Raw genomic sequence first — 12,993 nt, 5'->3', positions numbered from 1 at the left:
CGCGGTGGGGGCGACCTTGCCCCGTTCGCGCGGTCGATCCGTCGCGGCGGGGCCTTTTGATTCGCATTTTACGCAATATGCCCGCTCTGCCGCGATTTTCGGGGGGGCGGATTTGCGAAATCTTCAGCTCTCTGTGGAAAAAGGGGGCATGGTTCATCCTTATTCGGAACTTCCCCCTCAGGCTTTCTGGCGCAGCGGCGTCGCGAAAAGCAATCCTGCGCGGATCACTGCGGTCTTCGAGCCGAAGTTTTCCGTGGGTATGGATGATGCCATCGCGACGGCAGGCAGCTGCTTTGCCCAATATATCGGGCGCAGGCTGCGGCGGGCGGGGCTGAATGTGCTGGATGCCGAACCCGCCCCGCGGGCCGCCGCCGAAGCTGTCGCGCGCGACTTCGGTTACGGCATTTATTCGGCGCGATACGGCAATATCTATTCCGCGCGCCATTTCGTGCAGCTTCTGCGCGATGCTTTGACGGATTTCGTCGATCCCGCCTATGTCTGGGACCGTCACGGCCGCTATTTCGACGCTTTGCGTCCCGTGATCGAGCCGGATGGTTTCGTTTCGGTCGATGAAGCTCTGGCGATGCGGCGGATCCATCTGGCGGCGGTGCGCAGCGTCTTTACCCGTGCGACTTGTGTCTTTTTTACCTTGGGGCTGACCGAATGCTGGGTGGAGCGGCGCACGGGCAGGGTCTTTCCGACCTGCCCCGGCGTGGTGGCCGGCCATTTCGATCCGGCGCTCTACGAATTTGTTTCGCTCGGTCACGACGACGTTCTGGCGGATCTGGCCGAGCTGCGCGACACCCTCAAAGCCCTTCATCCCGCGGGCAGGCTGATCCTGTCGGTCTCGCCGGTGCCTCTGACCGCAACGGTGTCGGGCCAGCATGTTCTGGTCGCGACCAACCAGTCCAAGGCGGTTCTACGCGTCGCTGCCGGTGCTTTTGCGGCCGGCCATGCCGATGTCGACTATTTCCCCAGCTATGAAATCGTCAACAATCCCGCCGCTATGGGCAGTTTTTTTCGCCCCAATCTGCGTGATGTCTCTGACCGCGGGGTGGATTCGGTCATGGCGGCTTTCTTTGCGGCGCAGGGGCTGCGTGATCCGGACGGCGCGCCGGCGCCGTGGCTGGGCGGCGAAGAGATCGACGGCGATCCGCCCGATTGCGAGGAAATCCTCAAAGAGGCTTTCGCGCGATGAGTTTCGGGCGGGTGCTTCTGATCGGGAACTCCCATCTCGCCGCGCCGCGCAATGCCCTGCGCGACTGGCCGGAGCGTTGGCCCGATTTCCGCCCCGATATATTCGGCCTGCCCGGACGCGGCATAGGCGAGCTCGAGCTTCGCGACGGCGTGCTCCTGTCCGATGATCCCGAAATCCGGCGCCAGATCAATTTCTACAACGAGGTGCCCGCGCTCGCGGTGACGGGTTATGACGCTTTCGTTGTGGTCGGCGGGTCCAGCTTTGCACAGCTCTGCTCGGTCCAGACCAGCCACCGCAGCCTCGGCTTTCCCTCTGTCGCGGCAGGTATCCCCTGCGAGCTGTGCTCGGAGGGGTTCATGGATGCGATGGTGCGCCGCCGCATTCTGGCCTCGACCGCGATGCGGCTGATCCGGCGGCTGGCGCGGCTCGGGATCGCGCCGATCCTGTTTCTGCCCGCGCCTTTGCCCTCGGTCGAGTGTCGCGACGATCCGCAGCAGGAACAGGCGTTGCTCCAGCTTTTCCGGCGGGGCGACGGGGCGAGCTTTCACCAGCGCTATCTTCATCATCTGCACGAACTGATGTCCGATCTGGCGGTGGTGATCGAGCAGCCGCCCGATACGATGGTCCACGAGGTTTTTACCCGAAGCGAATGGATGCGCGGCTCGCTGCGGCTCAACAGCCGTCAGGATGTCCAGCACGGACGGGCCGAATATTCCCACGGCAACACCCGCTTCGGCGCGCGCCGGATCGACCAGATACTCGCGGGATTGCAGGCCCTATAGCGCGCCGCGCGGCATCGGGGTTTCGGCGCAGCTATAGGGCCCCCAATCGTCGATCTCGGGGTAGAACTGACGCCGCCAGGCGCGGACGCGCGGGTTCATCCGCCTGCGCCAAAGCGGCGGGATCATGGCGATGAAGGTCATGCCGGGATAGCCGAAGGGCAGTTGCGGGGCCTCGTCCGCACCATAGGTCTGCAGCAGCGGAAAGCGGCGGTCGGGTTTGTAATGGTGGTCCGAATGGCGCTGGAGGTTGATCAGCAGCCAGTTCGAGGCCTTGTGCGCGGCATTCCACGAATGGCGCGGCAGGACATGTTCGTAGCGGCCTTCCCCCAGATGTTTGCGCGTCAGCCCGTAATGCTCGACGTAATTCGTCAGCTCCAGCTGCCAGATCGCGACGAAAGCCTGCCAGAGAAATAGGAAAAGCCCTTGCCAGCCGCCAAGGGCCAACGCGAGGGCAAGCATCCCCAGTTGCAGCGCGCCATAGCGCCAGAACGGGTTGCGCAGGTCCCAGACGCGGTTGCCGCGCCGCGCCAGCCGTTTGGCCTCGACCTGCCAGGCGCTGGCCGGACAATCGCGCAGAACCCGCAGGAAATAGCGGAAGAACCCCTCGTTATAGCGGGCGGAAACCGCATCGCGCGGGGTGGCGACCCATGAGTGATGGACCAGAAGATGCTCGGTGCGGAAATGCGAATAGAGCGTCGAGGCGAGCAGCAGATCGCCCAGCCAGCGCTCGAGATTGTTGCGCTGGTGCAAGAGCTCGTGGGCATAGACCATGCCGATCGTGCCCGAAGCCACGCCGATCCCGAAGAAAATCCCGAGCTTTTCCAGCCCGCCCAGATGGGGCGCGCGGGTGACGTAAAGGATCGCTCCGAAAATCAGCGCGGCCTGAAGCGGGAACCAGACCAGCGTGATCGCGCGGTACCAGTAAAGCTGCGCTTCGGGCGTCTGGGGATCGGGGTTTTCCTCGTTCCGGCCGAGTATCAGGTCCATGAACGTCACGAGATACCACGCATAGGCCGGCAGGCAGAGAAACCACCAGCCGCCGCGCGCCGCCGCCAGCACGACCAAAGGCACCATCCCGAGCGAGAGCCAGAAGGGCAAAGCGTCGATCAGGCGGTGGCGGAAACCGGCGGGGCGGGGCGGCATGCTCATCGGGTCTATCCCTGCTTTTTGGTGCGGGCCCGGCTTGCCGTGACTGGCGGGGCGGATGGGTCTTTCGGGGCGGCGATGTCCCAGACCTTGCGCATCAGGCCGGGCAGGGCTTTGGGATCGAATTCGTCCAAAGCCACAAGATTGCCGCGATCGGGTTTTTGCGCAAGCGGCGCGGTGGCCACCACCAGATCCAGCGTGAAATGGGTAAAAACATGGCGCACGGTCCCGATCTCGCGCCAGGGCGCGTCGGCGGGCGGTGCCAGATCGGAGCCGTCCCAGCCGCTCGAGGGGAAGGCCAGCGTGCCGCCCAGCAGGCCCTTTTCGGCGCGCCGCTCGAGCAGGACGCCGGCATTGCTGAAGCCGACCCAAGCGATGCCCTGCCGCATGGGTTTGGGCTTTTTCGGCTCTTTGCGGGGCAGCTCCGCCGCAATTCCGCGCTTTTGCGCCGCGCATTCGCCGATCAGCGGGCAGATCGCGCAGGCGGGGTTGCGCGGCGTGCAGATCGTCGCCCCGAGATCCATCATTGCCTGTGCGAAATCGCCCGGACGTTCGGTCGGGGTCAGCCGGTCCGCCAGCTCGCGCAGCAGCGGTTTGGCGCGCGGAATCGGGGTTTCGACCGCGAAGAGCCGCGAGACCACGCGCTCGACATTGCCGTCGACCACGGTTTCGCAGCGGTCGAAGGCGATCGCGGCAATCGCGGCCGATGTATAGGCGCCGATGCCGGGCAGCGCCTCGAGCCCCTCGCGCGTGTCGGGAAACGCGCCGCGTTCGGCAACCGCGCGGGCGCAGGCCACCAGATTGCGGGCACGCGCGTAATAGCCGAGGCCCGCCCATTCCGCCATGACCGCCTCGTCGGGTGCGGCGGCCAGATCCTCGACACTGGGCCAAAGACTGGTGAAGCGCTCGAAATAGGATTTCACCGCCGCAACAGTGGTTTGTTGCAGCATGACTTCGGACAGCCAGACGCGATAGGGGTCGCCGGTCCCCCCTTTCGGCGGTACTCGCCAAGGGAGAACGCGCGCATGGCGGTCGTACCAATCAAGAAGAAGCGGGGCGATCACTGTTCTTTCACGCAATTTTCAGACTCTGGTATCTGGCATCCCGAAGCGGTCCGGTCCAGACTGCATTGGATTTTAATGGTGCGACGGGACAAGGTGCCGCGAGCTATGGCGCAGTCGAAAGACCAGCAGAAGACCCAAAGGCGCAGGATGCGCGGCTTCGAGGTCGCCTCGTCGCTGGTTGCCCAAAGGGTTCGCACGGTGGGCGAGACCCGCGGCTTTGCCGTTGCGCGCCTCCTGACCAATTGGGCCGAGGTGGTCGGCCCCGAAACCGCCGCCCGCACGCGTCCGGTCCGGATCGCGCATGGTCGCGGCTTCGGCGCGACGCTGACGCTTTTGGTGCAGGGCGCCCATGCGCCGCTGGTCGAGATGGATCTGCCGCGCATTCGCGAAAAGGTGAATGCCTGCTACGGGTTCAATGCGGTTTCCAAAGTGCTTTTGACCCAGACCGCGCCGACCGGCTTTGCGGAGGGGCAGGCGCAGTTCGCGCCCGCGCCGCGCAAGGCTGCGGCGCAACCTCCGACTCCCGAACAGCTTCATCAGGCCGAAGCGGTTGCCAAGGGGTTTACCGACCCTGCCTTGGCGGCGGCGATGCGCCAGCTGACCCTCAATAACCTGTCCCGTCGGGACAACAACGACCGAAAGGCTCATAAATGACCCTCACCCGTTCCCTGTTCGCGACGGCTGTCGCCGCGGCGATGTCGGCGATGATGCTGGTGCCGGCCTCCGCACAAGAGGCCACGGCTCCCGCACAGGCGGAAACCGCGGCACCCGAAGCCGCGGCTGCGGCCGACCAGATGCCCGAGGGCAAAGTTCTTGACGATATCGTTCTGGGGCAGGAAAGCGCTCCGGTCACGATGGTCGAATATGCGAGCTTCACCTGCAGCCATTGCCGCGATTTCCACAACAACAACTTCGCCAAGCTGAAGGCGGAATATATCGACACCGGCAAGGTCAAATTCATCCAGCGCGACGTCTATTTCGACGCGGTCGGCCTCTGGGCGGGCGTTCTGGCGCGTTGCGGTGGCGACGACAAATATTACGCGGTCGCGGATATTCTGTTTGCGGACCAGACGACCTGGCTCGCCGCGCAATCGGGTGACGAGATCGCCGCCAACCTGCGCAAAGTCGGCGCGAAAGCCGGCATGTCGACCGAGCAGATGGATGCGTGCTGGGCCGACCAGCAGCAGGTCGCCAATCTTGTCGCGACCTTCCAGAAACATGCAGGCGACGACAAGATCGAAGGCACTCCCACCTTCATGATCAACGGCGAGATGGTCCAGAACCAGCCGTGGGACGATCTGAAGAAAGTCCTCGACGACAAGATCGCGGCGGCTGGCTGATCGTGACGACACCGCTCGATGGGCTGAAGGTTGTCGAGCTCGCGCGGATTTTGGCCGGACCTTGGTCCGGCCAGATTCTTGCCGATCTTGGCGCGGAGGTGATCAAGGTCGAAGCCCCCGAGGGTGACGATACGCGGCGTTGGGGCCCTCCTTTCATCAAACGCGACGGCGATGAAAGCGCGGCCTATTTCCACGCCGCCAACCGCGGCAAGAAATCCGTCATCGCCGATTTCCGCACCCCCGAGGGCCGGGAAAAGGTCCGCGCTCTGATCGCGGATGCCGATGTCGTGATCGAGAATTTCAAGCTCGGCGGTCTCGAAAAATACGGGCTGGATTACGCCAGTCTTCGCGCGCTGAACCCGCGTCTGGTCTATTGTTCGATCACGGGTTTCGGTCAGGACGGCCCCTATGCGCACCGCGCGGGCTATGATTTCATCATTCAGGGCATGTCCGGCCTGATGAGCGTGACCGGCGAGCCCGAACACCAGCCGCAAAAAGTCGGCGTGGCCGTGGTCGACATCTTTACCGGCATCTATGCCACCGTAGGCATTCTCGCGGCGCTCCAGCAACGCGAGCGGACCGGCAGGGGCCAGCAGGTCGATATGGCGCTTCTCGATGTGGGCACCGCCGTCATGGCCAATCAGGCGATGAATTATCTTGCTACCGGCACTGCGCCCAAGCGGCTCGGGAATGCCCATCCCAACCTCGTGCCCTATGCGGTTTTTGATTGCTCGGACGGCTGGATCATCATCGCGACCGGCAATGACGGTCAATATCGCAGGCTTTGCACGGTTCTGGGCCTGCCGGCGCTGGCCGAGGCGCCCGATTACCGCAGCAATGCCGACCGGATCGCCAACCGCGAGGCGTTGACCGTGACGCTGAGCGCGGTCACGCGGACTTGGACGCGCGACGGTCTTCTTGCGGCGCTCGAGGCCGAGGGCGTGCCTGCCGGTCCGATCAACGATATGGCGGATGTATTCGCCGATCCCCAGATCGTGGCGCGCGGCATGAAAATCACGCCCGAGGGCATTCCGGGCGTCCGCCTGCCGATCCGCTTTTCGGATGCCGAGCTTGCGCTCGACCGCGCGTCGCCGCGTCTTGGTCAGGACGATTAGGGCGCTATAACCCGAGCGCCGCGAGGCGCTCGGCAAGCGGGGCGGGGTCGTCCAGCTCCAGCCGGACCGGCAGCGCCATGACCTTCATGCGGAAACTGCGCGGCAGCCGCACGGCATCCTTTTCGGTCGTGACCAATTGCGCCCCCGACAGCCGCGATTCGGCCTCGAGCCGCGTCAGCATGGCGCGGGTGAAGGGCTGGTGATCCTCGAGCGCCTCGGCACGGACGATCTCGGCTCCGAGATCGCGCAATGTCGCAAAGAATTTTTCGGGATGGCCGATGCCCGCAAAGGCCAGCACACGGTGGCCCTCCCAGTCGAAACCCATCTGCAAAGGCTTGAGCGCGCCGCTGATGCGCGGGGTCGTGGCGGTTTTCGCGCCCCAATCGGCGTCAAACCGGCTTTGGGCGGCCGCATCGCCGATCGTCAGCAGAAGATCGGCGCGCTTCAATCCGGCGGCAACCGGCTCGCGCAGCGGGCCGGCGGGCAGGCATAGCCCGTTGCCGAAGCCGCGCGCCGCATCGACCACGACCAAGGACATGTCATGGGCGAGGGCGGGGTCCTGAAATCCGTCGTCAAGCAGGACCACCTGTGCCCCCGCAGCCGCTGCGGCCTTCGCCCCGGCAACGCGGTCGTCCGAGACCCAGACCGGCGCGAAAGCCGCCATGAGCAGCGGCTCGTCTCCGGTCGCCGAGGTTTTGTGGTTGCGCTCGTCGACCAGAAGCGGCCCTTTTTCGGTGCCGCCATAGCCGCGCGAGACGACATGGACCGCAACGCCGCGCGCCTGCAAAAGCTGGATCAGCATGATCGTGGTCGGGGTCTTGCCGGTGCCGCCGGCATTGATGTTGCCGACACAAATCACCGGAACGCCGACCTTTTCGCGCGCGCCTTTGGCCAGACGCCGCGCCGTGGCCGCAGCGTAAAGCGCGCCGAGCGGCTGCAGCAGCCGAGCGCGGGGGCCGGGTTTCTCGAACCAGAAGCGCGGGGCATGGAGGCTCATGCTTTTCCCTCCATCGCGGTCAGGATGTCCGAGAGGATCCGGCGCACGACGGCCGCGCCGCCGGTGCTGACGGTCCATGCGTTTTGCGCCAGTATCGCCGCCTGTTCGGCCGAAGCCAGATCCGAGACCGCCTGTTTGAGCCCTTGCACATCCGCGACCTTGCGCGCGGCATGGGCGCCTTCGAGCTGTGCCCAGGCGGCATCATAGCGGCCGGGGATCGGGCCGTGGATAATCGCCGAACCGAGGGCTGCGGGCTCGAAGGGATGACGCGCGGGAAAGGCATTGCCGCCGATCAGCGTGCCGCCGACGAAGGTCACGGACGCGAGGCGGTACCACAGGCCCATCTCGTCGTCCTCCTCGGCGATCAGGACATGGTCGTCGGGCTGGGGATCATCGTCGTCGGTACGCAGGATCGGCGCGAGCCCGTGCGCGTCGCAGGAGGCGAGGATCTCGGCGAGAGTGCCTTCGGGCGGGGCCGCAAGGATCAGCAAGGCGCGGTGGTTGTATTGCAGAAGATCGTGATGGGCCTCGATCGCGGCCAAAGCCTCGGGCAGGGTCGGCGAGGCGGCAAACCAGATATGGCGCCCGCTCAGGACTTGCGCCAAGGCCTGACGTTCCGCCTCGTTGCCGCGCAAAAGCGCCTGTGTGTCGGTCACGGGGCCGATCATCTCGATCTTGCCCCCGTCCGCGCCGAGCTTGCGCAGCAGGGCTTCGGTCTGGAGGTCGGGCACGAGAATGCGGTCGATGCGTGCCAGAAGGCCGCGGGTAATCGTATCACGCCAAAGCCCGCGCGCGAGCTTTCCCTCGAGGCGGGCTTCGGCCATCAGGATCGGGATGCCGGCATCGGCTGCGCCGGTGATCAGGGCGGCGGGCAGGTCGGCCCCGAAAAGCAGCAGTGCTTTGGGGGCGAGGGCCTTGAGCGCCGCCTCGACCGCAGCCGGACTATCCAGCGCCGCCAGATTGACCGAATGCGAGCCGCCCTGCGCCGAGGGGGTGCGGTTCCCGCCGCTGAAGACCAGCCGCAGATCCTTGCGCGTCGATAAAAGCGCGCCCACGACGGCGGTCAGGGCGGCGGGGTCCTCTTCGCCCGGCGGCAGGTGGATCAGCAAAAGCGGGCCCTCGCCATCGGGTGCGACGACTGCGGGGCGGGACGTGCCGACAAGCCCGTCCTTGCGCCGCAGATGCAGCCAGAGTGCCAGATTGCCCGCGCTGCCGCCTAGACCTGCCATGAAATCGCGCAGATCAGCTGTTGGTCAGCGCATCGGTGATGCTCGCCTCGGTCTCTTCGTCGCGCAGGCGGTGGAGATGGGCGATGAAATAGCGGGTATGGGCGCTGTCGACGGTGCGCTGCGCCTCGGCTTTCCACGCGGCATGCGCCGAGGCGTAATCGGGGAAGATGCCGACAACATGGATGTTTTTGACATCTTTGAACTCGGTCCGCGCGGGATCGACAAGCTCGCCACCGAAAACCAGATGAAGACGTTGTGCCATCCGAAACTCCTTAGACTCGATGCGGCGCAACCTAAACGAGGGGGCAGGGGGAACCAAGCCCAATCGCCTAAAATGCCGCGCAGTTCGGATTTGCGCCGCAGGGTCATCCGCGCTTAGCTGAAGGCGGGATCGGATACCTGTCGGGTGGCGTGGTGGCGCCGGACAGGCGGCCTCGGCGAAAGCCGGGGCCATTTGGTTGCGGCTCGGGTAAAGGACGGGCGGGGCGCGGTTGCGGTTGTTTGTCGCGGTTTTGCCAAGATGGTGCGGGCGGCGGGACTTGAACCCGCACGGGCTTACGCCCCAGGGAGTTTAAGTCCCATGCGTCTACCATTCCGCCACGCCCGCAGCCGAGAAATTCCTAGCCTGCCGCTTGGCAGGAGGCAAGCAGAGTCAAGCGCTTCGCCCCTTTTGGCCGAGGGGCGGGGCGGCTGCGCTGGGACGTCTCAATAACTCCGCGTCGGGCGGTCAAAGACCTTGCGGCCCATGAGGCTGCCCAAAAGATCGACCATCAGCTTGGCGGTTCTGCCGCGATCATCGAGGAAAGGGTTCAGCTCGACCAGATCGAGCGAGGTCACCAGCTGGCTCTCGTGCAGAAGCTCCATCACCAGATGCGCCTCGCGGAAGGTTGCGCCTCCGGGAACGGTGGTTCCGACCGCAGGCGCGATGGCGGGATCAAGGAAATCCACGTCGAGGCTCACATGCAACATCCCGTTCTCCGCCCGAACGCGGTCAAGGAATTCGCGCAGGGGGGCGCTGATCCCGCGCTCGTCGAGCACACGCATGTCGTTGACGATGACATCGGTGCTTTTCAGCGCGGCATATTCCTTGGGATCGACCGAGCGGATGCCGAACATGCAGATATTGGCCTCGGGGACAGGCGCGGGAAAGGGCGGCAGCGGCGCAAAGCCCGCGCGACCGGCGGCATAGGCCATGGGTGTGCCGTGGAGATTGCCCGACGTCGTGGTCTCGAAGGTGTGGAAATCGCTATGGGCATCGAGCCAGATCACGAATTGCGGTCGTCCCGCCGCTTTGGCATGGGCGGTGACCCCCGCGACGGTTCCCAGCGACAGCGAATGGTCGCCCCCCATGAAAACCGGCATCCCGTCGGCCATTGCGGTGGTCGCGGCGGCCGCCAGCGCTTCGGTCCAGGCGAGCACTTCGGGGAGGTGGTGGACGGCCGGATTGGCGTGGGTTTCGCCGCGCGGCGGAGGCGGGACGACATCGCCGCGATCCTCGACACTATGGCCAAGCTCGGTCAGGGTGCGCGCGATCCCCGCGACACGGTAGGCCATCGGCCCCATCAGGCAGCCGGCGCGGCGTTGGCCTTCGTCGACGGGCGCGCCGATCAGGATGCAATGTGTCATGGGTTTCTCCGGTTGGGATAACCCCTTGATGATGCGCTCCCGCGGGGAAAAGTCCACCGTCGCGCGGATGAATTCCGCGTCAATGCAAACGGGCCACCCAAGGGCAGCCCGTCCGTTGTCATGTGATGTCCGCAATGCGCGCGACTTAGAACGAGGTCGTCAGACCCAGCCAGAAGGCGCGGCCTTCGACGACGGTATTGGCGTCGCTCGGAGCGAGCTCCTTGTCGAAAACGTTGTAGATCGCGGCGCTGACGGTGGCATTGTCGTTCACGCGGTAATTCGCGCCCAGATCGACCGTGACATAGCCCGAGTATTCATAGGCGATCGCATTGCCGTCCGCGTCATAGCGGTAGGGTTTGCCGTTGGTGCCGATACGGGCGCCCGAGTTGATCTCTTTGCCGTGGTAGTTGACCGAGCCCCAGCTATCGAGACCTTCGACCGGCGTCATCCATTCGGCGCGGACATTGGCCATATGCTTGGGCGTGCGCGACAGCGGCAGGCCTTCGTAATCGCCGGTGCGCTGCTCGGAATCGGTCAGCGTGTAATTGGCGCGCAGCAGCAGGTCGTCGCGGACATCCCATTCTGCGGTCAGCTCCAGACCCTGAATGCGGGCCTCGCCGACGTTGTAATATTCCCAACGGTTGTAGCTGGTGCCGTTGACGTCGATCGGCGTGCCGGTGTTGAAGTTCTCGATCTTGTTCTTGAAATCGGTGCGGAAGACCGTCGCGCCCAGCTGGTAGTTGCTGCCGCTGTACAAAGCGGCCAGCTCGTAGCTGGTGCTCTCTTCGGGCTTGAGGTCGGGGTTCGAGACGATGACGCCCGCGCCGCGCTGGGTGGTGTAGTAATAGCCCGGCACGACCGAGCGCAGATCCGGCGCGCGATAGCCGGTCGAGACGCCGCCCTTGATCGTCAGCGCATCGGTCGCATTCCAGACGCCGTAGATGCGCGGCGTGATATGGCTGCCGAATTCCTCGTGATCGTTGTAGCGCGCGCCGAGCGTCAAAGCGAAATCGTCGCGGATCTGCCATTCGTCTTCGGCAAAGAGTGCCCATTGATAGGCCGAGAAGGTCTCGATGACCGAATCGCTGACGCCGGGGTTGATGTCGCGCAGCTTGGCTTTGAAATACTGCCCGCCATAGGTCAGGCGGTGCTCGCCGTTCCATTCGAGCGGGGTGTTCAGCTTCACGTCGAGCACGTCGTTGGTGATCTTGGGCTTGCGCACATTGGTGATCGCGCTGGCCGCGCTGGTCGTCAGCTGGCGCTCGCCGGTCTCGCGCGAGAACGAGATATCGGCGGTCGTCGTGCCCCAGGTGCCGTTATAGGACAGCGCCGCAAAGCCGCGCTCGTTGTCCTGGAAGGAATCGTTGTTGGGCGTGCCGTTCGAGGCCAGCGGCGCGATCGTGCGGCCGACGCGGCCGGTGTCGTCGATCGTGGTGCGGCTGCCTTCGAGCGAGAAGGTATGGTCGGTGGTCGGAGCCCAGGTCAGGCGGCCGCCGAGGCTGGAGAGGTCGCGGTCGCGCAGACCGTCCTCGATCCGCGCTTCCGAGCGGTTTTCCTGACGACCCCAGACCTGCAGGCCGAGCTGGTCGGCCAGTAGCGGGCCGCTCAGATAGAAGGAGGCCTGGCGGTCCGAGCTGTACTTGCCGTCCTGCGGGGTCTTGGCTTCCAGCGTCAGCGAGCCGGACCATTGGTCGGAAACCGGCTTGGTGATGATGTTGATGACGCCGCCCATCGCATCCGAGCCGTAAAGCGAGGACATCGGGCCGCGCACGACTTCGATGCGCTCGATGGCGGAAACCGGCGGCATGTAGCTTTGCTCGAAGCCCGAAGCGCCGTTGGTGCGCGATTCGCGGGTACCTTGGCGTTTGCCGTCGACGAGGATCAGCGTGTACTGGCCGGGCAGGCCGCGAATGGTGATGTCTTCTTCGTTGGCGATGCCGGTGGTGGCGACGCCCTGCACCGATTTCAGCGCATCCGACAGGCTGGTGACATTGCCTTTGGCCAGCTCTTCGCCCGAAATCACGGTGACGCTGGCGGGAGCCGCCTCGACGGTCTGCTCAAAGCCGCCTGCGGTGATCACGACGGTGTCCAGCTGGACCGGCGCAGTGCCGGCATCCTGCGCGATGGCGACAGCAGGTAGGCTCAGCGCGGACAGTCCAAGCAGCAAGGCGCGGGTGGTGCGGCGGGCGAATGGCTGGCGTTGCAACGGCAGGAATTGGTGTGGCACGGGTCATCTCCGGAGGTTGGTGGGGCTTTGATCTGCCTGGGTGTCACCGCCACGAGAGAGAAAACGGATTGCCTGAGTGAATCGATAAGGCTTTAGGGGGGATTCGACGGAAATGACAAGATGGTGACGTCAAATTACCCGAGTAAAATTGTCGCATGTGGGAATTTGGCCAGAAAATCCCGCAAATGCAGCACGAAAGTCGGACAGGATTGCGGTGGAAGCGACGAAAAAACCCGCCGGCGACAATCGCGGCGGGTTTGGTCTTCGGG

General features: G+C 64.8%; 12 protein-coding genes and 1 tRNA gene. 5 read left to right on the top strand and 8 right to left on the bottom strand.

Going from position 1 to position 12,993, the window contains the following annotated elements; all coding sequences use genetic code 11:
- Nucleotides 1-148 precede the first annotated feature (148 nt).
- Both ACFFUC_RS07740 and ACFFUC_RS07735 read left to right on the top strand, forming a co-directional pair.
- Nucleotides 149-1,198 carry a GSCFA domain-containing protein gene (locus ACFFUC_RS07740; protein WP_377685062.1) on the top strand — a complete coding sequence of 350 codons (1,050 nt, stop codon included), beginning with the start codon at nt 149-151 and terminating at the stop codon, nt 1,196-1,198.
- Nucleotides 1,195-1,980 carry a hypothetical protein gene (locus ACFFUC_RS07735; RefSeq protein ID WP_377685060.1) on the top strand — a complete coding sequence of 262 codons (786 nt, stop codon included), beginning with the start codon at nt 1,195-1,197 and terminating at the stop codon, nt 1,978-1,980. Before ACFFUC_RS07740 ends, ACFFUC_RS07735 begins: the two co-directional genes overlap by 4 nt.
- Here ACFFUC_RS07735 and ACFFUC_RS07730 read toward each other — a convergent pair.
- Complete coding sequence (locus ACFFUC_RS07730) at nt 1,975-3,129, bottom strand: alkane 1-monooxygenase (RefSeq protein ID WP_377685058.1); 1,155 nt, start codon at nt 3,127-3,129, stop codon at nt 1,975-1,977. The two genes, ACFFUC_RS07735 and ACFFUC_RS07730, sit on opposite strands and share 6 nt — an antisense overlap.
- 5 nt (nt 3,130-3,134) lie before the next feature.
- Nucleotides 3,135-4,205, bottom strand: a complete 1,071-nt coding sequence (mutY, locus tag ACFFUC_RS07725) for an A/G-specific adenine glycosylase (RefSeq protein ID WP_377685057.1) — start codon at nt 4,203-4,205, stop codon at nt 3,135-3,137.
- Between the two features lie 90 nt (nt 4,206-4,295).
- Between mutY and ACFFUC_RS07720 the strand changes: the two genes are divergently transcribed.
- From ACFFUC_RS07720 to ACFFUC_RS07710, 3 genes are read left to right on the top strand one after another with little or no spacing between them, the layout of a single operon-like run.
- The gene (locus ACFFUC_RS07720; RefSeq protein WP_377685055.1) at nt 4,296-4,844 is read left to right on the top strand and encodes a DUF721 domain-containing protein; all 549 of its coding nucleotides are present in this window, start codon (nt 4,296-4,298) and stop codon (nt 4,842-4,844) included.
- Complete coding sequence (locus tag ACFFUC_RS07715; protein WP_377685053.1) at nt 4,841-5,530, top strand: DsbA family protein; 690 nt, start codon at nt 4,841-4,843, stop codon at nt 5,528-5,530. Before ACFFUC_RS07720 ends, ACFFUC_RS07715 begins: the two co-directional genes overlap by 4 nt.
- Before the next feature lie 2 nt (nt 5,531-5,532).
- Nucleotides 5,533-6,645, top strand: coding sequence for a CaiB/BaiF CoA transferase family protein (locus ACFFUC_RS07710; RefSeq protein ID WP_377685051.1), 1,113 nt, complete (start codon nt 5,533-5,535; stop codon nt 6,643-6,645).
- A gap of 4 nt (nt 6,646-6,649) precedes the next feature.
- Here ACFFUC_RS07710 and lpxK read toward each other — a convergent pair whose 3' ends face one another.
- The 6 genes from lpxK to ACFFUC_RS07680 all read right to left on the bottom strand — a co-directional run bounded on the left by lpxK (nt 6,650) and on the right by ACFFUC_RS07680 (nt 12,724).
- The gene (lpxK, locus tag ACFFUC_RS07705; RefSeq protein ID WP_377685049.1) at nt 6,650-7,642 is read right to left on the bottom strand and encodes a tetraacyldisaccharide 4'-kinase; all 993 of its coding nucleotides are present in this window, start codon (nt 7,640-7,642) and stop codon (nt 6,650-6,652) included.
- Entirely contained in the window at nt 7,639-8,871 is a 1,233-nt protein-coding gene (locus tag ACFFUC_RS07700; RefSeq protein ID WP_377685047.1) for a glycosyltransferase N-terminal domain-containing protein, read from the bottom strand. Before ACFFUC_RS07700 ends, lpxK begins: the two co-directional genes overlap by 4 nt.
- Before the next feature lie 13 nt (nt 8,872-8,884).
- On the bottom strand, nt 8,885-9,133 hold the full coding sequence (locus ACFFUC_RS07695) for a DUF4170 domain-containing protein (RefSeq protein WP_377685045.1): 249 nt from the start codon (nt 9,131-9,133) through the stop codon (nt 8,885-8,887).
- Nucleotides 9,134-9,392: 259 nt separating this feature from the next.
- Nucleotides 9,393-9,478, bottom strand: a tRNA-Leu gene (locus ACFFUC_RS07690).
- A gap of 98 nt (nt 9,479-9,576) precedes the next feature.
- Nucleotides 9,577-10,497, bottom strand: a complete 921-nt coding sequence (gene rocF, locus ACFFUC_RS07685) for an arginase (RefSeq protein ID WP_377685043.1) — start codon at nt 10,495-10,497, stop codon at nt 9,577-9,579.
- A 145-nt stretch (nt 10,498-10,642) separates the two neighbouring features.
- The gene (locus ACFFUC_RS07680; RefSeq protein WP_377685042.1) at nt 10,643-12,724 is read right to left on the bottom strand and encodes a TonB-dependent receptor domain-containing protein; all 2,082 of its coding nucleotides are present in this window, start codon (nt 12,722-12,724) and stop codon (nt 10,643-10,645) included.
- Nucleotides 12,725-12,993: the final 269 nt, after the last annotated feature.

It is taken from the genome of Paracoccus cavernae (assembly GCF_042430175.1).
Classification (GTDB): domain Bacteria; phylum Pseudomonadota; class Alphaproteobacteria; order Rhodobacterales; family Rhodobacteraceae; genus Paracoccus; species Paracoccus cavernae.
This window is presented reverse-complemented; position numbering and strand designations above follow the sequence as displayed.

Excerpts from the sequence above, each read along its gene's own strand:
- rocF (WP_377685043.1), bottom strand. The coding sequence starts at position 10,497 with ATGACACATTGCATCCTGATCGGCGCGCCCGTCGACGAAGGCCAACGC.
- ACFFUC_RS07735 (WP_377685060.1), top strand. The coding sequence starts at position 1,195 with ATGAGTTTCGGGCGGGTGCTTCTGATCGGGAACTCCCATCTCGCCGCG.
- ACFFUC_RS07730 (WP_377685058.1), bottom strand. The coding sequence starts at position 3,129 with ATGAGCATGCCGCCCCGCCCCGCCGGTTTCCGCCACCGCCTGATCGAC.
- ACFFUC_RS07700 (WP_377685047.1), bottom strand. The coding sequence starts at position 8,871 with ATGGCAGGTCTAGGCGGCAGCGCGGGCAATCTGGCACTCTGGCTGCAT.
- ACFFUC_RS07715 (WP_377685053.1), top strand. The coding sequence starts at position 4,841 with ATGACCCTCACCCGTTCCCTGTTCGCGACGGCTGTCGCCGCGGCGATG.
- ACFFUC_RS07695 (WP_377685045.1), bottom strand. The coding sequence starts at position 9,133 with ATGGCACAACGTCTTCATCTGGTTTTCGGTGGCGAGCTTGTCGATCCC.
- lpxK (WP_377685049.1), bottom strand. The coding sequence starts at position 7,642 with ATGAGCCTCCATGCCCCGCGCTTCTGGTTCGAGAAACCCGGCCCCCGC.
- ACFFUC_RS07720 (WP_377685055.1), top strand. The coding sequence starts at position 4,296 with ATGGCGCAGTCGAAAGACCAGCAGAAGACCCAAAGGCGCAGGATGCGC.
- ACFFUC_RS07740 (WP_377685062.1), top strand. The coding sequence starts at position 149 with ATGGTTCATCCTTATTCGGAACTTCCCCCTCAGGCTTTCTGGCGCAGC.